The organism is Corallococcus sp. Z5C101001 (genome assembly GCF_007352635.1).
In the GTDB taxonomy this organism is placed as follows: domain Bacteria; phylum Myxococcota; class Myxococcia; order Myxococcales; family Myxococcaceae; genus Corallococcus; species Corallococcus silvisoli.
In genome coordinates this window covers 41,881-66,461 of sequence record NZ_VKLU01000012.1, presented here as the reverse complement: position 1 = coordinate 66,461, position 24,581 = coordinate 41,881, and the positions used below count along the sequence as shown (strand labels likewise).

Genomic DNA, 24,581 nt, shown 5'->3' with positions numbered 1-24,581 from the left:
CACCATGTCGCCACCGCAAGGCAACCTCTCGCCGCTGAAGCAGGCATACCTGGCCCTCGAGCAGCTTCAGGCCCGGCTCGACGCCGCCGAGCGCGCCCGGACGGAGCCCATCGCCATCATCGGCATGGGCTGCCGCTTCCCAGGAGGCGCGGACACCCCGGAGCGCTTCTGGCGGCTGCTCCGCGAGGGCGTGGACGCGGTCGGCGAGATCCCCTCGGACCGCTGGGACGTGGACGCGTACTACGACCCGAACCCGGAGGCGCCCGGGAAGATCTACACGCGGCAGGGCGCCTTCGTGCCGGATCCGCACCTCTTCGACGCCTCCTTCTTCGGCCTCTCCCCGCGCGAGGCCAACAGCCTCGACCCCCAGCAGCGGCTCCTGCTGGAGGTGACCTGGGAGGCGCTGGAGGACGCGGGGTACTCCCCCCAGCAGCTCTCACGCAGCCGGACGGGCGTCTTCATCGGCATCGGCCAGAACGACTACACGCACCTCCAGCTCCTGGCGGGAGACCCGACCCGCATCAGCGCCTACGCGGGCACGGGCAACGGCTTCTGCTTCGCCTCCGGACGCCTGTCCCACGTGCTCGGCCTCCAGGGCCCCAACATGGCCGTGGACACCGCGTGCTCGTCCTCGCTGGTGGCGGTGCATCTGGCCAGCCAGAGCCTGCGCACCGGAGAGTGCGAGCTGGCCCTCGTGGGAGGGGTGCAGCGCATCCTGGCCCCGGAGATCACCGTCTTCCTGTCGCGGACGCGGGCGCTCGCTCCCGACGGCCGGTGCAAGACGTTCGACGCCTCGGCGGATGGGTACGGCCGTGGCGAGGGCTGCGGCATGGTGGTGCTCAAGCGCCTGTCCAAGGCGCTCGAAGCGGGCGACCGCATCCTCGGGGTCATCCGCGGATCCGCCGTCAACCATGACGGCCCGAGCAGCGGCTTCACCGTCCCCAATGGAGAGGCGCAGCAGGCGCTGATCCGCGAGGCGCTGCGCACCGCAGGCGTCCCGCCCTCGCGGGTGTCCTACGTCGAGGCCCACGGCACGGGGACCTCGCTGGGCGATCCCATCGAGGTCCGCGCGCTGGCGGCCGCGCTGGGCGAGGGACGCACGCTGGACCAGCCGCTGCTCATCGGGTCGGTGAAGACGAACATCGGCCACCTCGAGGCCGCGGCCGGCGTGGCGGGGCTCATCAAGGTCGTGCTGGGACTCCAGCACCGGCTCATCCCCCCGCACCTCCACCTGAAGCAGCCGACGCCGCACCTGCCCTGGGCGGAGCTTCCCATCCGGATCCCCACCACGCCCACGCGCTTCCCCGTGAGCGGGGAGCGTCTCGTCGCGGGCGTCAGCTCGTTCGGAATCAGCGGCACCAACGCGCACGTCCTCCTGGAGGAGGCGCCGGAGCACGCCGCCCCGCGAGCCGGCCCCGAGCGGCCCTTGAACGTGTTGACCCTGTCCGCGCGCGGCGAGCCCGCCCTGGACGCGCTCGTGGCGAGGTACGCGACCCACCTGGAGAACACCCCCGATGCACCGCTCGGGGACCTGTGCTTCACGGCCAACGCGGGACGCGCGCACTTCCGCCATCGACTGAGCGTGGCGGCGGGCTCCTCCGAGGAGCTGCGCGCCCGGCTCGCCGAGCTTCAGCGCGGAGGGTCCGCACAGGGCAGCCTCCGGACGCATGTCCCGGAGACCGGCGCCCCGCGGATCGCCTTCCTCTTCACGGGCCAGGGCTCGCAGTACCCGGGCATGGGACGGGAGCTGTACGAGACGCAGCCGGTCTTCCGGCGCACGCTCGAGCAGTGCCAGGAGCTGCTCCGCGACGAGCTGGATCGGCCGCTGCTGGAGGTGCTCTACCCGGCTCCTGGCGCGACGTCTCCCATCGACGAGACGGCCTACACGCAGCCGGCCCTCTTCGCGCTCGAGTACGCGCTGGCGGCGCTCTGGCGGTCGTGGGGCGTCGAGCCATCCACGGTCGCCGGGCACAGCGTGGGCGAGTACGTGGCCGCCTGTGTCGCGGGGGTGTTCAGCCTGGAGGAGGGGCTGCGACTGATTGCCCGGCGGGGGCGCCTGATGCAGGAGCTGCCCCGGGATGGAGCCATGGCCGCGGTGTTCGCGGACGAGGCACGGGTGGCCGAAGCCCTCCGGCCCCATGCCCGCGAGCTGGCGATCGCCGCCGTGAACGGGCCTCGCGACGTGGTCCTCTCGGGTCGGCGCGAAGCGCTCCAGCAGGTGCTCGCGGAGCTTGGCCGCCACGGGGTGGGCTCGCGGCCGTTGAACACCTCCCACGCCTTCCACTCGCCGCTGATGGAGCCGATGCTGGCGGCCTTCGAGCAGGCGGCGGCGCGGGTGACCTTCTCACCGCCGCGAATCACGCTCATCTCCAACCTCACGGGACTGCCGGCGACGAAACACCAGCTGGGCCGCGACTACTGGGTCCAGCACGTGCGGGCTCCCGTCCGCTTCGCGGCGAGCGTGGCGGCGCTGCGGGAGCGCGAGTGCGAGCTGTTCCTGGAGCTGGGCCCCAAGCCGGTCCTCTCGGAGCTGGGCCGCCAGCTGGACCCGGACGGGCGATGCGCATGGCTCCCGTCGCTGTCCAAGGGAAGGCGCGATTGGCAGGTGACGCTCCAGAGTCTCCAGGAGCTCTACGGCCGGGGTGTGCCCGTGGACTGGGTGGGCTTCGACAGCGGCTACTCGCGCCGCCGGATCGCGTTGCCGACCTATCCCTTCCAGCGGCAGCGCTTCTGGGTGGAGTCCCCGCCCTCCGCGCGCCCGGGAAGGTCCACCGCCCCGCACGCCCCCCGAACGGCCCACCCGCTCCTGGGCCAGCGCGTGCCCTCCGCCCTGCGGCAGCGGCTGTTCGAGGCCCGGGTGGGCCCGGAGACCCCAGGCTTCCTGGGCGATCACCGCGTGCTCGGGACCCCGGTCTTCCCCGGGGCTGGCTATGTCGAGCTGGCGCTGGCCGCGGGGGCCTCCTGGCTCGGCACACCCCGTCTGGAGCTGGAGGACGTGTCCTTCCAGAAGGCGCTGCACCTGGGCGGTGAGGTGACGCTCCAGCTCATCCTCACGCCCGAGGACGACGCGACCGCCTCGTTCCAGGTCCACAGCACGCGGGCCGAAACACCGGACGACGAGCCCACCTGGACGCTCCACGCGAGCGGACGGCTGCGCGCGCTCCATGAGGCAGCGCCCCCCGCGGTGAACGTCGCCGCCTGGGAAGCGGACGCGGGACAGCCGCTGGACGTCAGCCGCTACTACCAGACGTGCCGCGAGCAGGGCCTCGACTACGGCCCGGGCTTCCAGGCGCTCGAACGGCTCTCGCGCAATGACGTGGAGGCCGTGGGACGGATCCGCCTTCCGGAGGTGCTCGCGCTCGACGCCGAGCCCTACCTCCTGCACCCGGTGCTGCTGGATGCGTGCCTGCAAGTGCTCGGTGCGCCCATGGCGGACCGGGGTGCGGAGGGGACCTATCTCCCGGCGGGATTCGGACGGCTCCGCCTCCACCACCGTCCTGGCACCAGCCTGGTGTGCAAGGCGCGCGTGGGGCGGGTGGAGGAGGCCGGTCCCTCCCGGCTCGTGGCCGACCTGCACCTGGTCGCCTCCGATGGGACTCCCATCGCGGAGATCGAACGGCTCTCCATCGTTCGGGTGGAGCGCGACACGCTCACGTCCCAGCACGCGGAGACAGAGCGCTGGCTGCACGAGGTCCGCTGGCAGGAGAAGCCACCCGAGGCACGCCTTCCGACCACCGCGCACGGCCGCTGGCTGCTCTTCAGCCATGGCGCCATCGGGCTGGAGCTCCAGCGGCGGTTGCGAGCCCAGGGCGAAGCCTGTGTCCGTGTGGAGCCAGCGGGCGCATGGGAACAGGTCGGTCCGGAGGACTACCGCGTCGACCCCTCGCGGCCGGAGGACTTCGCGCGGCTGCTCGGGGAGCTCACGGCGCCCGGCCTGCCGCCCCTGCGTGGGGTGGCGTACCTCTGGCCCGCCGACGCGTCGGGGCCCGAGCCGCTTCCCCAGTCGCTGGGCTGCGAAGGACTGCTGCACCTCGTGCAGGCGCTGGTCGCCGGAACCCGGGCGCCTCCGCGCCTGTGGCTGGTGACGTGTGGCGCCCAGGCCGTGTCCCAGCAGCCTCGGGCGCTGCATCCGCATCAAGCGACGTTGTGGGGCATGGGGCGCGCGCTCGCGACCGAACACCCGGAGCTGAAGTGCACCTGCGTCGACGTCGAACCCGGCACCGGCGACGAGCAGGCGGAGACGGCGCGGGCCCTGTTCGACGCGCTTTGGAGCCCGGATGAAGAGGACCAGCTCGCCCTGTGCGAGGGCCGGAGGTATGTGGCGCGACTCGCGCGCTACCGGCCGGAGGAAGCCCCCCTGCCCTCCGCGCCCGTGGACGGCCCGGTCCAGCTCCGCATCCCCCGCACGGGCGCGCTGGAGGCCCTTCGCCTGGAGCCGCTGACCCGGCGCGCTCCAGGTCCTGGCGAGGTGGAGCTCGCCGTCCGCGCCACCGGGCTCAACTTCCGGGACGTGCTCCAGGCGCTGGGCATGGTCACTCCGGTCTCGGCGGAGGGCCGCGCGCTGACGGCGGGCGAGCTGCACTTCGGCTTCGAGTGCGGCGGCACCGTGGAGCGCGTCGGCGAGGGCGTCTCGCACCTGCGGCCCGGCGACGAGGTCATCGCGGCCCAGGCGATTGGCAGCCTGGGCAGCTTCGTGACGGTGAACGCCGCGTTCGTCATCCACAAGCCCGCGGCGCTGAGCCACACCGACGCGGCCACCCTCCCCATCGCGTTCCTCACCGCGCACCATGGGCTGCACGGACTGGCGCGGCTGGGCCCTGGGCAGACCGTGCTCATCCACGCGGCCGCTGGCGGGGTGGGCATGGCCGCCGTCCAGCTCGCGCTGCGGGCGGGTGCCCAGGTCTTCGCCACCGCGAGCCCGAGCAAGTGGGAGGCCCTGCGCGCGCTCGGGGTGAAGCACCTGATGAACTCGCGCACGCTCGACTTCCGCGAGCAGGTGATGACCCTCACGGGTGGGCGCGGCGTGGACGTCGTGCTCAACAGCCTCAACGGCGACTTCCTCTCCGCCAGCTTCGCGCTCTGCGCGCCCGGCGGTCGCTTCATCGAGATCGGCAAGCTGGGGATCCTCGATGCGGCCGAGGCCCACCGGCGCAGGCCCGACGTCGACTACCTGCCCTTCGACCTGGGACAGGTGGCCCAGGAAGACCCCGCGCGAATCGCCTCCATGCTGCGCGACCTGATGGAGTGCTTCGAGCGCGGCACGCTCCAGCCACTCCCTGCTCGGGTCTTCCCGCTGAGCGAGGCCGAGGGCGCGTTCCGCCACATGGCCCAGGCCCGCCATGTCGGCAAGGTGGTGCTGGAGCAGCCCGTGACCACGGCTCCGCGAGCCTCCGGATCGCCGGTGCGCTCGAGCCCAGGCCACGGGAGAGGCGTGGGTCCGGAGGGCACGTACCTCATCACCGGCGGACGGGGTGCGCTCGGCATGGAGGTGGCGCGGTGGATGGCCCGTCAGGGTGCCCGCCATCTCGTGCTGGCCTCCCGGTCCCCACCCTCGCAGGAGAGCCAGGACCTCGCGGCCCGGCTCGCGCACGAGGGCGTCACCGTGCGGCTGGAGCGGATGGACGTGGCCCTGCGCCCCGACGTCGACCGCGTCCTGGAGTCCCTCCGCGCGTCGATGCCTCCGCTGAGGGGCGTGATCCACGCCGCCGGAGTCCTCTCCGATGGCGTCCTGCGCCAGCAGGACTCCGAGCGGCTGGGGCGCGTGCTGGCCCCCAAGGTGGCCGGAGGGTGGAACCTCCACCAGTCGACGGCGGAGGACCGGCTCGACTTCTTCGTCTGCTTCTCCTCCGCGGCCGCGCTGCTCGGCTCACCGGGACAGGGGCTCTACGCGGCGGCCAATGCCTTCCTCGATGCCCTGGCCGGAGCGCGGCGCGCGCAGGGGCTCCCGGGGCTGAGCATCAACTGGGGGCCCTGGGCGGAGGTGGGGATGGCGGCGGGCGTGGGTGGCGGACAGCAGGAGCGCTGGAAGAGCCATGGGCTGGGGACCCTCCCGACCGCGCAGGCGCTCGAAGTGCTGGAGCGGCTGCTCCGGCAGGAGTCTCCCCAGGTGGCGGTGCTGCCCATGGACTGGGCGAGGTTCGCGCGAGAAGCGCCCCACCGCGCCCGAGCCCCCTTCCTCGAAACGCTCACCCGAGGCTCCAGGCCCGCGGGGGAGCAGCGCCCCAGGCTGCTGAAGCAGCTCTCGGAGACACCGTCGAGCGAGCGCCGCTCACTGTTGATGACCTACGTCCGAGTGCAGGTGGCCCGCGTGCTCGGCCTGGGCGAGCGGGCCCTCATCGAACCGCGCCAGCGCCTGTTCGACCTGGGGCTCGACTCGCTCACCGCGGTGGAGCTGAAGAACACCCTGGAGGGTGACGTGAGCCAGCACCTGGGCGCCACCCTGCTCTTCAACCACCCCACCGTCGAAGCCCTGACGGAGCACCTGTCCGGGTTGCTCGGGCTGGAGACCGAGGCCCCCGCGCCACGGGAAACCCCGGCCCACGAAGAGCTGGATGCCTTCCTCGATGGCCTCGACGGCATGTCGGACCAGGAGATCTCGCAACGACTCCTCGGGCGCCCCGCGCACGAGAAGGGGACGCCATGAGCAGCCTCACCCAACGCATCTCGCAGATGTCCCCGCTGAAGCTCGCCTTCGCGGCGCGGGAGCTGCGCTCCAAGTCCGCGCTGCTCAACGCCGAGCCGATCGCGATCACCGGCGCCGCCTGTCGCCTTCCTGGCGCCAGGGACCTGGACTCCTTCTGGGGCCTGCTGCGCGACAAGCGCGACGCCATCCGCGAGGTGCCCGCGGACCGCTGGGACATCGACGCCTGGTACGACCCCGACCCGGATGCGCCCGGGAAGATGAGCAGCCGTCACGGCGGGTTCCTGGAGCGGGTCGACGGCTTCGACCCGCAGTTCTTCGGCATCACGCCCCGGGAGGCGGTGAGCCTGGATCCCCAGCAGCGGCTGCTGCTGGAGGTGACGTGGGAAGCGCTCGAGCACGCGGGACAGGCCCCCTCGCGGCTCTTCAAGAGCCAGACGGGCGTCTTCGTGGGCATCGGCAACTCGGAGTACGCGCAGCGCCTGCTGGGCACGCAGGACGCCTCGCGCATCGACGCCTACCTGAGCACGGGCAACGCGCTCAGCGTCGCCGCGGGGCGCCTGTCGTACACGCTCGGGCTGGTGGGCCCCTGCATGGCGGTGGACACCGCGTGCTCCTCGGCGCTGGTGACGGTGCACCTCGCCTGTCAGAGCCTGCGCAGCGGAGAGTGCTCGCTGGCCCTGGCCGGCGGCGTGAACCTGCTGCTGTCACCGCAGCTCTTCGTCAACTTCTCGCGGGCCCGCATGCTGGCCCCGGATGGCCGCTGCAAGCCCTTCGACGCCGCGGCGAACGGCTACGTGCGCAGCGAGGGCTGCGTCATGGTCGTGCTCAAGCGCCTGTCGGATGCGCTGGCGGACGGCAGCCCCATCCTGGCCCTCATCCGCGGCTCCGCCGTCAACCAGGACGGGCCCAGCGGCGGCATCACCGTGCCGAGCGGCCCCGCGCAGCAGGCCGTCATCCGTGGCGCGCTGGAGAGCGGCGGGGTGGATCCTTCGCAGGTGCGCTTCGTGGAGACGCACGGCACGGGCACCTCGCTGGGGGACCCCATCGAAGCGGGGGCCCTGGGCGCGGTGTTCGGAGCGAGCCACACCCGGAATCGGCCGCTGGTGATTGGATCCGTGAAGAGCAACGTCGGGCACCTCGAGAACGCCGCCGGAATCGCGGGGCTGCTCAAGGTCGTGCTGGCCCTCAAGCACGAAGCGCTCCCGCCGAGCCTGCACTTCCAGCGGCCCAGTCCGCACATCCCATGGGAGCAGCTGCCCCTGGATGTCGCCACGGAGCTGCTGCCCTGGCCTTCGGGGCAGGGGCGCCGGCTCGCGGGGGTGAGTTCCTTCGGCTTCAGCGGAACCAACGTCCACGTGGTGCTCGAGGAAGCACCGTCACCCGACGCCATCCCAGCGCGCCCGGTGGAGCTCTCCACGGGCGGGGAGCCGACGCAAGAGCGCCCCGCGCACCTGCTGCCCTTGTCGGCGCGCACCGAGCCAGCGCTGCGTGAGCTGGCGCGGTCCTACGCGGCGCATCTCGGCGCGCACCCGGACCTGCCCCTGGCGGACGTCTGCTACTCCGCGGGCACCGGCCGCTCGCAGTTCGCGCACCGGCTGGCCATCACCGCGGCGACGTCCGCCGAGGCTCAGGAGGCGCTGTCCGCGTTCAGCGAGGGACGGGAGGCCGCATCCGCGGTCGCGGCCGATGGCGCGACGCCGCCCAAGGTCGCCTTCCTCTTCACGGGCCAGGGCTCGCAGTACGCGCGGATGGGCCGCCAGCTCTACGACACCGAGCCGGCGTTCCGCCGGACCGTGGACGAGTGCGAAGCCTTGCTGCATCCGCACCTGGGAGCACCCCTGCTGCCCGTTCTCTTCGCCGAGGGGGCGGAAGCCTCGCGGCTGGATGAGACGCGCTTCACCCAGCCCGCGCTCTTCGTCCTGGAGTACGCGATGGCCTCGCTGCTGAGGTCCTGGGGCATCGAACCCGCGTTCGTGATGGGCCACAGCGTGGGCGAGTACGCCGCAGCGTGCCTCGCGGGGGTGTTCAGCCTCGAGGACGGCCTGAAGCTGATCGCGGCGCGGGCGCGGCTGATGCAGGCCCTGCCACGCGATGGCGCGATGGTCTCCGTGACGGCCAGCGTCCAGCGCGTGCAGTCCGCGCTGAGGGCCGTCGCGGACCGCGTGTCCGTCGCCTCGCTCAACGGCTCCGACAGCACCGTCATCTCCGGCCACGCCGAGTCCGTGCGGCAGGTGGCCTTCGCGCTCCAGGCGGAAGGGGTGCGGGTGACGCCGCTCAACGTGTCCCACGCCTTCCACTCGCCGCTGATGGAGCCGATGTTGGCGGACTTCGCCCAGGTGGCCAGACAGGTGCGCTACGCGGCGCCTCGCCTCGGCTGGGTCTCCAACCTGACCGGAGCGCTTCATCCCGCCGCGCCCCCGTCCCCCGATGATTGGGTCCGCCAGGTGCGTGAGCCCGTCCGCTTCGCCGCGGGCATGGAGACGCTGGAGAAGCTGGGCTGCGACACGTTCGTGGAGATCGGCCCCCGGCCCACGCTGCTGGGGCTGGGGCGGGCATGCCTGCCAGACTCACGGCACCACTGGCTGCCCACCTTGCGCCAGGGGCAGCCGGAAGGACCGGCCCTGCTCCGCGCCGTGGGCGAGCTGTATGCCCGGGGAGCCTCCGTGGACTGGGCGGCCGTCGAGTCGCGCGCGCCGCGCAAGCGAGTGACGCTGCCGGCCTACCCCTTCCAACGCCAGCGCTACTGGCTCGACCTCCCGGAGCAGCCCACCCACGGCGCGGGTCCCTCCACGGGAGGCCCCGCGCTCCACCCGCTGCTGCACCGCGCGCTGCGCTCCCCGCTCGTCAAGGAGATCGGCTTCGAGTCCCGGCTGGGCACCGACACGCTGCCCTTCATGGACGACCACCGCATCCACGGCATCGTGGTCGTGCCCAGCGCCAGCCATGTGTCGATGCTGGTGGCCGCGACGGAGCTGGCCTTCGGCGCCACGTCCTGCACCCTGCGCGATGTCCTGTTCCCCCAAGCCCTGGCGCTGCCTGACTCCGGTCAGCGCACCGTCCAGGTGGTCCTCACCCCGGGCGCCGGGGGCGAGGCCAGCTTCAAGTTGCTCAGCCTCCGGGGCGACAGCCTGGAGCGTGACGAGACCTTCTCCGTCCACACCACCGGGAGCCTGAGCTGGCCGGACCGGGGCGCGGCGGGACTACTGGAGCGCGCATCGCTCGAAGAGGTACGGGCGCGCTGCGGCGAGGAGATCTCCGGCGCCGGCTTCTACGAAGTGATGGGCCAGCATCAGGCCCGGCTCGGCGAGCGCTTCCAGGTCATTCAGTCGCTGCGGCGGGGGAACGAGGAGGCCGTGTGCGAGCTGCGGCTGCCCTCCGCCCTGGGTGACGTGCGCGACCACCAGCTCCATCCCGTCCTGCTCGACGGCTGCTTCCAGATCCTGGGCGGGATGATCCCCGGCGGCAATGAGGGCACCTACGTCCCCTTCGGCCTCGAGCGGTTCCGCTTCCTGGCGCGGCCCGTGGGCGAGCGGTTCTGGTGCCACGCGCGCATGCGTCGCGGGCAGCAGGGCACGAGCGTCTTCCTGGACGTGCGCCTGCTCGGAGAGGCAGGCGAGGAGATCGCCGTCATCGAAGGCCTCCAGTACCAGCAGGCCAGCCTCGGCGCGCTGGAGCGTGCGTTGCGCCCCAGCCACGCGGATTGGCTCTACGCCCCCACCTGGGAGCCTCGGCCCCTGGCGCCCGCGGCCCGCAAGGCTCCCGCGCTCGCGCCTGATCAGGCGTGGCTTGTCTTCACCTCCGAAGGAGCGCTCGGTGACGGACTGATCCGCTCCGTGAAGGAGCGGGGCGGGCACGGCATCCGGGTGAGCGCGGGTGCGTCGTACGCGAGGCTCGACGGCGCCCACTTCCAGCTCGACCCCTCGCGTCCGGAGGACTTCGCGCGGCTGTTCGAGGCGCTGTCCGTCGAAGGCAAGGCCGTCGCGGGCATCGTCCACCTCTGGAGCCTCACGGCGGCGCCCGTTCGCGAGGAGGCCACCGACGCGCTCGCGGCGCTGGAGCGTGCGCAGCAGCTGGGCTGCGGCAGCGTCCTGCACCTCATCCAGGCACTGGCCCAGGCGGGGCTCGCGCGCGCCCCGCGCCTCTGGCTGGTGACGCGCGGCACCCAGCCGGCGGGCGGCCATCCCCTGCCCCTGAACGCCGAGCATGCGCCGCTCTGGGGTCTGGGACGGGTCATCGCGATAGAGCACCCGGAGCTCTCGTGCGTCCGCGTCGACCTTCCCCCCAGCGAATCCGCCGGGGATGTCCCCGCGCTGCTCGAAGCGCTGGAGGCCACGGACGGCGAGGATCAACTCGCCTACCGCGAGGGAGCGCGCTTCGTCGCACGGCTCACCGCGCATCGCGCGACCCCGCCGCCTCGTGAAGTCGCCGTCCATGCACAGGCCAGCTACCTCGTCACCGGGGGCCTCGGAGCGCTCGGCCTGGAGGTGGCGAAGTGGCTCGTGACGAAGGGCGCACGCCACCTGGTGCTGCTCGGGCGCAACCCGCCCTCCAGTCACGCGACGACCACGCTCCAGGCGCTCGACCAGCAAGGAGCGCGGGTGCACGTGGTGGCCGCGGATGTGTCGCGGGCCGATGAACTCTCGGGCGCGCTCGCGTCCCTGCCCTCCGGGATGCCTCCGCTCGCGGGCGTCGTCCATGCCGCCGGAGTCCTCGAGGATGGCGTCCTCGTCCGCCAGGGCTGGGAGCGCTTCTCCCGGGTCCTGGCCCCCAAGACCGCGGGCGCGTGGAACCTCCATGTGCTGACGCGTGGGCTGTCCCTGGACTTCTTCGTCTGCTTCTCCTCCGCGGCCTCGCTGCTGGGAGCTCCCGGCCAGGGCAACTACGCCGCGGCCAATGCCTTCCTCGATGCCCTGGCGCACCGCCGCCGCGCGCTCGGCCTGCCCGCGCTGAGCATCAACTGGGGCCCCTGGAGCGGTGTCGGAATGGCCGCCACGGGCGCGCAGCGCCGCGCCGCCTCGGACTGGCTTGGCACCCTCGCCCCCGAGCAGGGGCTTCAGGTGTTGACCGGCCTGCTCGAAGAGGACACGCCCCAGGTGGGCGTCCTGCCTGCGACCTGGTCCAGGCTCGAAGCCCGTCCGGGCGCGGCCCCCTTCCTGGAGCGCTTCACCCGCGAGAAGAGCCCGCCCGCCGCGCCCGTCCCGCTCATCCTCCGCCAGTTCGAGTCGGCGGCCCCCGGTGCCCGGAAGACGGTGCTCGAGCGGCAGACGAAGGCGCTCGTGGCCCGGGTGCTGGGGCTGCGCGCCGACGACCTGGGCCCCCGGCAGCGGTTCTTCGACCTGGGCGCGGACTCCCTGATGGCGGTGGAGCTGAAGAACCAGTTGGAGACCCAGGTGGGCCGCACGCTGCGCTCCACGCTCATCTTCGACTTCCCCACCCTGGACGCGCTGGTCGAACACCTGCTGGCCGAACTCTCCGGAGCCGTCCCGGAGGTGGCCCCAGCGCCGCCTCGCGGCGAGTCCGAGCACGCCGCCCGCCCCGAGGAGCTCGAGGAGCTTTCGCAGGACGAGCTGGCGAACCTGCTGTCCCAGAAGATCGCATCGCTTCAGCGAGGTCGCGCGCCATGAGCACGAGCGCAGAAGGACGGGACTACCGGTCCCTGATGAAGAACGCCCTGGTCGAGCTGGAGCGGCTGCAAGGCCAGCTCGACGCCGCGGAGGCCGCCCGACGCGAGCCCATCGCCATCATCGGGCTCGGCTGCCGTTTCCCTGGCGGCGCGGACACCCCCGAGCGGTACTGGCGACTGCTGCGCGACGGCGGCAGCGGCATCGTCGAGGTGCCACCGGATCGCTGGGACGTGGATGCCTGGTACGACCCGGATCCGGACGCCCCGGGGAAGATGTACACGCGCTTCGGCGGCTTCCTGGGACCCGTGGATGGGTTTGATCCGCGGTTCTTCGGGATCTCGCCTCGCGAGGCGAACAGCCTGGATCCCCAGCAGCGCCTGTTGCTGGAGGTCACCTGGGAGGCGCTGGAGCGGGCCGGGATTCCCCCCGAGCGCCTCTATGGCACCCAGACGGGGACGTTCCTGGGCGTGAGCAACTTCGAGCACGCCACCTCGCTGGGGAAGGTCCCCCCGGCGCGGATCGACGCGTACTTCGGCACCGGCGGTGCGCTCAGCGTGGCCTCTGGTCGGCTCTCGTTCGCGCTGGGGCTGACGGGGCCGAGCATGACGGTGGACACCGCGTGCTCCTCGTCGCTGGTGACCGTCCACCTCGCCTGCCAGAGCCTGCGGAACCGGGAGTGCGACCTCGCGCTCGCCGGTGGCGTGAACGTCATCTTCGCCCCGCAGGTGGGCATCACCTTCTGCAAGGCCCGCATGCTGGCGCCGGATGGGCGCTGCAAGACCTTCGACGCCGCCGCGGACGGCTTCGTCCGAGGCGAGGGCTGCGGGATGATCGTCCTCAAGCGGCTGAGTGACGCGCGGGCGGCGGGCGACCCCATCCTCGCGCTCATCCGCGGCTCGAGCGTCAACCAGGACGGCCCGAGCGGAGGCCTCACCGTGCCCAGCGGCCCCTCACAGGAGGCCGTCATCCGGCAGGCCCTGGCCCGCGGAGGCCTCACGCCTCAAGAGATTGACTACGTGGAGGCGCACGGCACGGGGACCGCGCTGGGGGATCCGATCGAGGTCGGCGCGCTCGGAGCGGTCTTCGGCCCGGGCCGCACCGGGGGCCCGCTGCTGATTGGCTCGGCGAAGACCAACCTGGGCCACCTGGAGGGCGCGGCGGGCATCGCGGGCATCATCAAGGTGGTGCTCGCGCTCCAGCACCGGGAGCACCCGCCCCACCTGAACTTCAAGAACCCCAGCCCGCACATCCCCTGGGAGCGGCTGCCCGTGGAGGTGCCCACCACGCCCAGGGCCTGGCCCATCCGGGAGGGCGCGCGCAGGGCGGGGGTCAGCTCCTTCGGCTTCAGCGGCACCAACGCCCACGTGGTGCTGGAGGAGGCGCCGCCCGTCGAGGCGCTGGAGACGGCCATGGAGCGGCCGATGCATGTGCTGGTGCTCTCGGGGCGCACGCCCCAGGCGCTGGAGCAGCAGGCGAGCCGGTTCGAGGCGCACCTGGACACAACGGACGCGCGGCTCGCGGACATCTGCTTCACCGCGGCGGCCGGCCGCTCGCACCACGCCCACCGGCTGGCGCTCGTGGCCAGCTCGCGGGAGCAGGCGCGCGAGCTGCTGTCAGCGTTCCGCGCGGGCCAGGAGTCCACGGGCCTCTCCACGGGGCAGGCACGGACCACCGGCCGGCCCCGCCTCGCCTTCCTCTTCTCCGGCCAGGGCTCGCAGTACACCGGGATGGGGCGGCAGCTCTACGAGACGCAGCCCGCGTTCCGCCGGATCCTCGACACGTGCGCGGAGGTCGTGCGGCCCCACCTCGAGCGCCCGTTGCTCGACGCGCTCTTCGCGCCGAGCGGTGACGGGGCGCTGGACGAGACCGGCTACACCCAGCCCGCGCTGTTCGCGCTCGAGTACGCCCTGGCCCAGCTCTGGCGCGAGTTCGGCGTCGAGCCATCCATGGTGATGGGGCACAGCGTCGGCGAGTACGCCGCGGCCTGCGTGGCCGGGGTCTTCAGCTTCGAGGACGGCCTGAAGCTCATCTGCGCGCGGGGACGGCTGATGCAGCGGCTGCCCCCAGGCGGAGAGATGATCGCGGTGATGGCGGAGGAGGAGCAGGTCGCGCCACTGCTCGCGACACACGCCTCCGCGCTGTCCCTCGCGGCCCGCAATGGCCCCCGCAGCGTCGTCCTCTCCGGGACCCAGGCGGCCATCCGCGAGGCCAGCGCCGCGCTGAAGGCCCAGGGAATCAGCGTGACGCCGCTCCAGGTCTCTCACGCGTTCCACTCGCCGCTGATGCAGCCCATGCTGGCCGACTTCGAGCAGGCGGCCCGGCAGGTGACGTACGCCCCCCCGACCCTGCCGCTGATCTCCAACGTGACCGGCGGACTCGCGGGCGACGAAGTGGCCACGGCTGACTACTGGTGCCGGCACGTCCTCGCGCCGGTGGACTTCGCCCAGGGCATGCGGACCCTGCACGCCGAAGGCTGCGGCGTCTTCGTGGAGATCGGCCCCAAGGCGACCCTGCTGGGGCTGGGACGCGACTGCGTTCCTCCCGACGCCGGCACCTGGCTGCCGAGCCTGCGCGCCAACGGGCAGGAGTGGCAGGCCCTGCTCGACGCGCTCGGCAGGCTCTACGTCCTCGGCGCCCCCATCTCCTGGTCCGGCTTCGACCAGGACTTCGCGCGGCGCCGCGTCACCCTCCCGACCTACCCGTGGCAGCGCCAGCGCTATTGGCTCGACGGGCTCGGAGAGGCCGCGCCGGACGCCGCGCCCAGTGTCTCCAACGTGTCCCCAGCCCGGCCCGCGGGCCCCACCCTGCATCCGCTGGTCGGAGCGCGGCTGCGCTCGGCCCTGCGGGAGATCCAATACGAGGCGCGGCTGAGCGAGGACGCCCCGGCCTACCTGCGGTACCACCGCGTCTTTGATCAGGCGGTGGTCCCCGCCGCCGCGTATCTCGACATGGCGCTCGCGGCCGGAGGGGCGCTCCTGGGCTCCTCCGAGCTGGTGTTGCAGGACGTGCTCATCCAGCACGCCATGGTCCTCCCTCAGGGCACGACCCGGGCCGTCCAGACCGTGCTGTCACCTCCGGAGGGAGGCTCGCTCGGCTTCCGCATCCTCTCCGCGCCGGAGGGAGCGCAAGACGTGGAATGGACGCTCCATGCGTCCGGGACGGTGCGCCTCCGCGAGGCGGGCGACGCCCTGCCCGGCGTGGACCTGCCCGCGCTCCAGGCCGCGCTCTGCGACGAGCTCGCGCCCGAAGCGTATTACCGGACCGCGCGGGAACACGGGGTCGACTATGGGCCGGCCTTCCAGGGCATTGAACGGCTCTGGAGGCGCCCTCATGAAGCGCTGGCCCGCGTCCGCTTCCCGGACGGCGGAGCACCAGGGTCGGAGGGGTACGTGCTCCACCCGGTGCTCCTGGACGGCTGCCTTCAGGTGCTGGCCTCCGCCTTCGAGGACGACGGCCGGAACGAGCCGTACCTGCCGGTGGGCTTCGAGCGCCTGCGCGTCCACCGGAGCCCAGGCCCCGTGCTCTGGAGCCACGCGCGCGTCCGCCCCGTGCTCGATACGGGGCGGCTGACGCACACCGTGGACCTGACGCTGCTCTCCGAGGAGGGCGAGCGGGTCGCCACCGTGGAGGGCATGATGCTCAAGCGCGTGGACGTGCGGGCCCTGCTGGGCACCGCGCTCACGCCAGCCCTCGCGCAGAGCCTCTACGAGCTCACCTGGCGTCCCCGCGAGCGCCGCCACCAGCCTCCTCCGGACTTTCTGCCGGATCCCCAGGCACTCTCCGAACGGCTCACGCCCCAGGTGGACGCGCTCTTCGCCGAGGAGGACTTCCGCGTCTACGCGGAGCAACTGCGGAAGCTGGAACCGCTGTCCGGCGCGTACGTGCTCCAGGCGCTCTCGCGGCTGGACGTGACGCTCCGGCCCGGCGAACACCTGACCCTGGAGGCCCTCGCGGAGCGCGCTGGCGTGACCCGGCAATACCACCGGCTGCTGAGCCGCCTCCTCGACATGCTCACCGAGGACGGTGTCCTGCGCCGCGTGGGAACGGGCTGGGAGGTCATCACCGCGACGCCCATGCCCGACGCGCGCAGCCGGGTGCTCGAACTCCAGGCCAGCGCCCACGCCATCAAGGCCGAGCTGACCCTGCTCGACCGCTGCGGGACCCAGCTGTCCGACGTGCTCCGGGGACGGCGGGATCCCCTGTCGCTCCTCTTCCCCGAGGACGACACCACGACCGCGGCCATCTACACCGACACGCCGGGCGCACGGGCGATGAACACCCTGGTCCAGCGCGCCATCGCGGAGGCCGTTCAGGCGCTCCCCGGCGGGCGCCGGCTCCGTGTGCTGGAAGTGGGCGGAGGCACGGGCGGCACCTCCCGCCACGTCCTCCCCATCCTCCCGGCGCACCGGACGGACTACCGCTTCACGGACGTCTCCCCGCTGCTCGTCGCCAAGGCGAAGGCCCAGCTCCAGGAGTGGGCGTTCGTCGACTACCGGGTGCTCGACATCGAGCGAGAGCCCGCCGCGCAGGGCTTCGAGCCGCACCGCCACGACCTCATCGTGGCGGCCAACGTGCTTCACGCGACCAGCGATCTCCAGCGGACGCTGGAGCACCTCCGGCGGCTGCTGGCGCCGGGAGGTCTCCTCGTGCTCCTCGAGGGCACCGCGCCGGTGCGCTGGCTGGACCTGACCTTCGGCCTGACCCCGGGTTGGTGGCGCTTCACCGACGTGGAGCTGCGACCAGACCACCCACTGCTGGCGACCCACCGCTGGGAGTCCCTGCTGCGACAGAGTGGCTTCCCCGACGTCGCGAGCCTCGCCCCCAAGCTGCCCGGCGGCGATGAGCCCTCGCAGCAGGCGGTCGTGCTGGCCCGCGCGGCGCGCGCCTCCACGCCCCCGCGCGAGGCCACGGGCCCCTGGCTCATCCTCGCGGACGCCCAGGGCACCGGCCACCGGCTGGCGGACGCGCTCCGTGCGCGCGGGGCCTCCTGCATCCTCGTCCGCCCGGCCGACCCGGACCTGCCCGAGGAGCCAGGGGTGCTCCGGGTGGACCCTGCCCTTCCGCGGGACTTCGACCGCCTGCTGGAGGCCGTTCGCCAGCCGGGCCAGCCGCCCCTGCATCGCGTCGTGCATCTGTGGAGCCTGGATGTCCGCGACGCCCGGGAGCTGGAGGCGAGCGCGGGCGAGCGCGGCGTGACGGCGGAGGAGACCGCAGCGGTGGAAGGGGCCGCCCGCCACGGGAGCCTCGGTCTGCTGCACCTGACGCAGGCCCTGGCACGCCGCAAGGAGTCCACGTCGGTGTGGGCCGTGACGCGCGGCGCGCAGGCCGTCGGGGGCCCCCACCCGGTCGCCGTCACCCAGGCACCGCTGTGGGGGATGGGCCGGGTGCTCGCGCTGGAGGAGCCCCAGCTCTGGGGAGGCCTCATCGACCTGTCTCCGGCTTCAAGCCCTCAGGAGAACGCCGAGACCCTGCTGGGCGAGCTCTGGGAGCCAGAGGACGAGGAGCTCATCGCGTGGCGCGAGGGCATGCGCCACGGCGCGCGGCTCACTCGCGCCAACGCCACGGCCGCCCCGGCGCTCACCCTCCATGCCCAGGCCACCTACCTCATCACGGGAGGCCTGGGGTTCCTCGGGCTGCGGCTCGCCCAGTGGATGGTGGCCCAGGGGGCTCGCCATCTGGTGCTGGTGGGGCGCGGCGGGCTTCCCACCCGGGAGCGCCGGACGGACGCGGACCTCCCCACGGACCTGCGGCGGCGCCTCGACGCCATCCAGGCGCTGGAGGCCGCCGGCGCCACGGTGCGGGTCGAGCAGGCCGACGTGGGGGATGCCACCCGCATGGGGCGCCTCATCGAGGAGCTGGGGACGACGCTGCCTCCCCTGCGAGGCGTGATCCACGCCGCGGGGGTGACGGGCGAGGCCTACCGCGACGTGCAGGAGGCCTCCGCCGAAGGGCTCACCGCGACCTTGCACCCCAAGGTGGCGGGGGCCTGGGTGCTGCACCGGCTCACCCGGAAGCAGCCGCTGGACTTCTTCATCGCCTTCTCGTCGGCCAGCTCCATCTGGGGGAGCCGGGGTCAGGTCCACTACGCGGCGGCGAACCAGTTCCTGGATGCGCTGGCGCACGACCGACATGCCCAGGGGCTGCCCGCGCTGACCGTCAACTGGGGCCTGCTGGCCGGAGGCGGAATGGTCGACGCCGGGTTCGACCAGTGGCTGAAGCAGACCGGCCTGGAGGCGCTGACACCGGAGCAGGGCTTCACCGCGATGGCGCATCTGGTGGGCACGGGCGCGGTCCAGGCCACGGTGGCCAGGGTGGACTGGTCGCGCTTCAAGCCCCTCTACAACGTCCGCAAGCAGCGGCCACTCCTGGCGGAGCTCGACGACGCGGCGCCCGTCGCGGCGCCACGGGCCGAGGAGCGAGGCTCGGCCACGCTGCGGCGACTCCGAGACACCCCGGCGGGTGAACGCCAGCAGCTGCTCGTCGGGTACCTCCAGGCGCAGGTCGCGAGGGCCTTGATGCTTCAGCCCGGCCAGCTCGATGTGGAGCAGCCGCTGAGCAGCCTCGGCCTGGACTCGCTGATGGCTTTCGAGCTGCGCAGCCGGGTGAAGAGCGAGCTGGAGATCGACGTCGCGCTGGTGGACTTCCTGGAGGCGGGTGACGTGACGACGCTCGCGGCGCGGGTGCTCGCGCGGCTACCCGAGGCCCCAGCCCCCAGCGGCGCAGGGCCCGCGCGTGAAGAGCCGCGCCCCGCCGCGCCAGCACTCGAGCCGGCCCCGAAGGACCTGGGACAGACCCTGGCAGGACTGAACGAACTGAGCGATGCGGGTGTGGAGGAGCTGCTCAAGTCCCTCCTGGCCCGGCAGACGCAGGAAAGCGACCCCACGACATGAGCACGAATCGTCCCCCCCTGGAGGGCCTCTCCGCCGATGAAAAACGCTCCTTCCTGGAGCGGCTCCTGCGGCAGGAGGCGTCCCGCACGCGCGCCACGCATCCGCTGTCCTACAACCAGAAGAGCCTCTGGTTCGTGCACCAGCTCGCACCGAAGAGCGCGGCCTACAACGTGGCGTTCAGCGCCCGCATCCACTCCGCCGTGGACGTCACGGCCCTGCGCCGGACCCTGCAAGCGCTCGTGGATCGCCACCCCGCCCTGCGCACCAGCCTGCCGGTCCGCGACGGAGAGCCCCTTCAGGAGGTGGCCGGGCACCGCGAGGCGCACTTCGAGCACGTCAACGCCAGCGGCGCGACGTGGGAGGAGGTGGAGCGCCAGCTGCTGGAGGCCTATCGCCAGCCGTTCGACGTCCAGGCGGGGCCGCTGTTCCGCGCGCACCTCTTCTCCCGCTCCGAGCAGGACCACGCGCTCCTCTTGAACGTGCACCACCTGGTGTTCGACGGCTGGTCGCTGTGGATGCTGGTGGAGGAGCTGCACCGGCTCTACCCCGCCCTGCGGGCCAACACCCAGGTGACGCTCCCGGCGGCGGCGGCCACCTACGCCGACTTCGCCCGCTGGCAGGCCGAGCTGCTGTCGGGCCCCACCGGCGAACGGCTCTGGCAGTACTGGAAGCAGAAGCTCGCGGGGAACCTGCCCGCGCTGAACCTGCCCACGGATCATCCGCGCCCGCCCGTGCACCGGCACCACGGGGCCTCCCAGGGGCTGAAGCTCAAGCCCGAGCTGACCGCGCGGCTCAAGGCGCTGGCCCAGGCGGAGGGGACGACGCTCTTCGTCGTGCTGCTCGCCGCCTATCAAGCGCTCCTGCACCGCTACAGCGGCCAGGACGACATCCTCGTGGGCTCGCCGACGGCGGGCAGCGCCCGGGGCGAGAGCCGCTTCGCCAGCACCGTAGGCAACTTCATCAACCCGGTCGTCCTGCGCGGAGACCTGTCCGGCAATCCCTCCTTCCGGGCCCTGGTGGGGCAGCTGCGCAAGACGGTGCTGGAGGCGCTGGAGCACCAGGACTTCCCCTTCGCGCTGCTCGTCGAGCGGCTGCAACCGGAGCGGGACAAGAGCCGCACCGCCCTCTTCCAGGCGGCCTTCATGTTCCAGCGGCCGCAGTCCACGTCGCAGCGAGTGGTGCGGCTGTTGACCCCGGGGGAGCCGGGCCTTCGGGAGGAGCTTGGCGGGCTCCAGGTGGAGCCGCTGTTCCTGCCGCAGCAGGAAGGGCAGTTCGACCTCGCGCTCGAGATGATCGAAGCACGGGAGGCCGTCTTCGGCGTGCTCAAGTACAACACCGACCTGTTCGAGCACGTCACGGCGGCGCGGATGGTGGGGCACCTGGAGCGGCTGCTGGAGTCCGCGACGGCCGCGCCGGATCAACCCCTGTCCACCCTGCCCCTGCTCACCCAGGAGGAGCGGCACGAGCTGGTGGTGTCCCGGAACGAGACCCGGGTCCCGCTGCCCGCCGACCGGAACCTCCACGCGCGCATCGAGGCCCAGGTGGCCCGGACGCCCGACGCGGTCGCGCTCATCTTCGAAGACCAGCACCTCACCTACCGGGAGCTCGACGTCCGGGCCAACCAGCTCGCCCACCACCTGCGCGCGCTGGGCGTGAAGGCGGATCAGCCGGTCGCGCTGTGCACCGAGCGCTCGCTCGAAATGATCGTGGGAGTCCTGGGCATCCTCAAGGCCGGTGGCGCCTGGCTGCCGTTGGATCCCTCCTTCCCCGCGGATCGCCTGTCCACCATCGCCTCGGACGCCCGCGCCTCGGTGCTGGTGACGCAGGCGCGGCTGCGCGAGCGCCTGCCGGCCGCGCCCCACGTGGTGTGCCTCGACACGGAGGCGGCGGCGCTCTCCCGCCACCCGGAGGCGCCTCCCGAGCCCCTGAGCGGGCCGCACCACCTGGCCTATGTCATCTACACCTCGGGCTCCACCGGACGCCCCAAGGGGGTGATGATCGAACACCGGCAGGCCCTCAACTTCTTCACCGCGATGGACCAGCAGCTCGGCGGCGAGCCGCGCGGCACCTGGCTGGCCGTCACCACGCTGTCGTTCGACATCTCCATCCTCGAACTGCTGTGGCCCCTCACGCGCGGCGACCGCGTCGTCATCCAGGGCGACACGGAGAGCTTCTTCGCCGCGCCACATGCCCCCCGCCGGCCCGCCGCGCGCGCACGCGATCTCGACTTCAGCCTCTTCTTCTTCGCCAACTCGGAGCACCGCACGCAGCAGCAGGACAAGTACCGGCTGCTGCTCGACGCCGTGAAGTTCGCCGACACCCACGGCTTCTCCGCGGTGTGGACGCCGGAGCGCCACTTCCACGACTTCGGGGGCCTGTACCCCAACCCCTCGGTGCTCGCGGCGGCGCTGGCGACCCTCACCCAGCACGTGCGGATCCGCGCCGGGAGCATCGTGCTCCCACTCCACAACCCCATCCGCGTCGCGGAGGACTGGTCGGTCGTGGACAACCTGAGCCAGGGCCGCGCAGGCATCTCCCTCGCCACCGGCTGGCAGGCCAACGACTTCGTCCTGGCCCCCGAAAACTACGCGGACCGCAAGCAGGTGATGGTCCAGGGCCTCCAGACCCTCCGCGAGCTGTGGAGCGGGGGGGCGCTGCACCTGAAGGACCCCAACGGCGCGGACGTGGAGGTGACGCTGCGGCCCAAGCCCCTCCAGCCACGGCTGCCCATCTGGCTGACGGCGGCGGGCAACCCGGAGACCTTCGAGCTCGCGGGCCGGCTCGGGGCCAACATCCTCACCCACCTGCTCGGCCAGAGCCTGGAGCAGCTGCGCGACAAGTTCAGGGTGTACCGCGAGGCCTGGGAGCGCCACGGTCATGGCCCCGGGGGCGGCCACATCACCTTGATGATGCACACCTTCGTGGGCGCGGACCGCGACAGCGTCCGCGACACCGTGAGGGGCCCCTTCCTCGACTACCTGCGGACCTCGTTCGACCTGATGAAGCGGCTCGCGCAGAGCCTCGGCCAGGGCGAGGACGCCCAGCGGCTCGGCGAAAAGGACCTGGACGCGCTGCTCTCGCGTGCGTTCGACCGCTACTTCGAACAGAGCGGCCTCTTCGGCACACCGGAGAGCTGCCACGCGATGATTGAACAGCTCGAGGAGCTGGGGGTGGATGAGGTGGCGTGCCTCATCGACTTCGGCATCGACCCGGGCACGGTCCTGAAGGGGCTCGAGCAGCTGAACACCCTCCGGGAGCGCAGCCGCGCCGCCTCCGAGGACGCGCGCCCGGACTTCTCCATCCCCGCGCAGATCCTCCGCCACGGCGTCACCCACCTGCAGTGCACGCCCTCGCTGGCGCGGATGATCACCCTGGACCCGCGAGGCGCCGACAGCCTCCGCGCCCTGAACACCCTGCTCGTGGGGGGTGAGGCGCTCCCCCTGACCCTGGCCCGGCAGCTGCGAGAGCTCGTCCCGGGCCGCGTCCTCAACATGTACGGCCCCACGGAGACGACCATCTGGTCGACGACCTGGTCACTCCAGGCGTTGAACGGCCCCGTCTCCATCGGCCGGCCCATCGCCAACACCCAGGTCTACGTGCTGGATCCACGGCTTCAGCCCGTGCCAGCCGGAACGCCGGGCGAGCTCTACATCGGTGGAGCGGGCGTGGCGCGCGGCTACCTGGGCCAACCCGCGCTCACGGCCGAGCGCTTCATCACCGACCCCTTCGCCAGCGATCCGGCGGCGCGCCTCTACCGCACCGGGGACCTCGTGAGGTACCGCCCTGACGGCACCCTGGAGTTCCTGAGCCGGGCCGACCATCAGGTGAAGGTGCGCGGCTTCCGCATCGAACCGGGCGAGGTCGAGACGGCGCTCCAGCGCCACCCGGGAGTCCGGGAGAGCGTGGTCGTGGCGCGCGAGGACGTCCCGGGCGACACGCGGCTCGTGGCGTACCTCGTCCCGTCCGCCAGCGCGCGGCCCCCAAGCCCCGAGCGCCCCGGCGGCGCGCCCGACCCCCGTCCGCGCCACCGGCTCCCCAACGGGATGACGGTGTTCCACCACACGGCCCACCAGACCGCCGGCATCGCCAAGGAGGTCTTCGGCGATCAGGTCTACCTGAAGCACGGGCTCACGTACCGGGACGGGGACGTCATCTTCGACGTGGGCGCGAACATCGGCCTGTTCACGCTCTTCGCGAGCCAGCAGTGCCGCAACCCGACGCTCTACGCCTTCGAACCTATCCCGCCCACGTTCGAGCTGCTGAAGGCCAACGTCGAGGCGCACGGGCTGGACGTCAAGCTGTTCAACCGAGGCGTGTCGGACAAGCGCGAGACGGCGGAGTTCACGTTCTACCCGCTCATGTCCGGCCTCTCCGGGCGCTTCGCGGACGTGGAGGCGGATCGCCAGGAAGCGCGCTCCATGTTCCTGCACTACCTGGATCCCCAGGAGCGCGCGGCCAGCCAGCTCACGGAGGAGCAGATCGACGCGCTGCTCGAGGAGCGCTACCGCGCGCAGACCTTCCCCTGCCCGCTCATCCCCTTGTCGGACGTCATCCGCGAGCACGGCATCACGCGCATCGACCTGCTGAAGATCGACGTGGAGCGCAGTGAGATGTACGTGCTGCGCGGCATCCGGGACGAGGACTGGCCGAAGATCGGTCAGCTCGCCCTCGAGGTGCACAGCAAGGAGCTGCTGCAAGAGGCCAGCGAGCTGCTGAAGGCCCGGGGCTACGAGCTGGAGGTGGATGACGCGGTCATCATCGAGGCGGACGCGCGGCAACCCGGGGTCTTCATCTACATGCTCTACGCCTTCCAGCCGGGGCTGCGCACCCGCCGGGGACCGCAGGGCACGGCCGCCCTGATGCCGCTCGCGCTGGGACAGGCGGAGCTCAACGCGGCGAACCTTCGGAGCTTCCTCAAGGAGCAGCTCCCACCGTACATGGTGCCTACCGACTTCGTGGTGCTGGACGCCCTGCCCCTGACGCCCAACGGGAAGGTGGACCGCAAGGCGCTGCCAGCACCGAGCGCGGCCGCGCGTTCCCCGGAGCGGCGCCACACCGCGCCCCGCACCGCCATCGAAGAGACGGTCGCGGGCATCTGGGCCCAGCTGCTGCGCGTGAACCAGGTCGGCGTCCATGACAACTTCTTCGAGCTGGGCGGCCACTCGCTGATCGCCGCGCAGCTCATCCACCGGCTGCGAGACGCCTTCCACGTGGACATCTCCATCCAGACGCTGATGGAGAACGAGACAGTGGCGGCGATGTCACTCGCCATCCTGCAGATGCAGCTGGGCGACGAGCCGGAGAAGCTGCTCGAGAGCATCTCTCACCTCTCGGACGAGGAGGCGGGGGCGCTGCTCCAGCACCTCCAGGGCCAGCAGCAGCCCGCCACCGGCGCCGCACGTCCCCCTCGCCTGACCCGGTGAA

At 72.4% G+C, this 24,581-nt stretch carries 4 protein-coding genes; all 4 read left to right on the top strand.

Annotation, left to right across the window (positions count from 1 at the left end):
* Window positions 1–4: 4 nt before the first annotated feature.
* The 4 genes from FOF48_RS25890 to FOF48_RS25875 are packed head-to-tail and all read left to right on the top strand — an operon-like array spanning window position 5 to window position 24,580.
* Entirely contained in the window at window positions 5–6,643 is a 6,639-nt protein-coding gene (locus FOF48_RS25890) for a type I polyketide synthase (protein ID WP_143905686.1), read from the top strand.
* Complete coding sequence (locus FOF48_RS25885; RefSeq protein ID WP_143905684.1) at window positions 6,640–12,267, top strand: type I polyketide synthase; 5,628 nt, start codon at window positions 6,640–6,642, stop codon at window positions 12,265–12,267. Before FOF48_RS25890 ends, FOF48_RS25885 begins: the two co-directional genes overlap by 4 nt.
* Entirely contained in the window at window positions 12,264–19,157 is a 6,894-nt protein-coding gene (locus tag FOF48_RS25880; RefSeq protein ID WP_143905682.1) for a type I polyketide synthase, read from the top strand. The genes FOF48_RS25885 and FOF48_RS25880 overlap by 4 nt, the downstream gene beginning before the upstream one ends.
* Entirely contained in the window at window positions 19,154–24,580 is a 5,427-nt protein-coding gene (locus FOF48_RS25875) for a MupA/Atu3671 family FMN-dependent luciferase-like monooxygenase (protein ID WP_143905680.1), read from the top strand. Before FOF48_RS25880 ends, FOF48_RS25875 begins: the two co-directional genes overlap by 4 nt.
* Window position 24,581 lies beyond the last annotated feature (1 nt).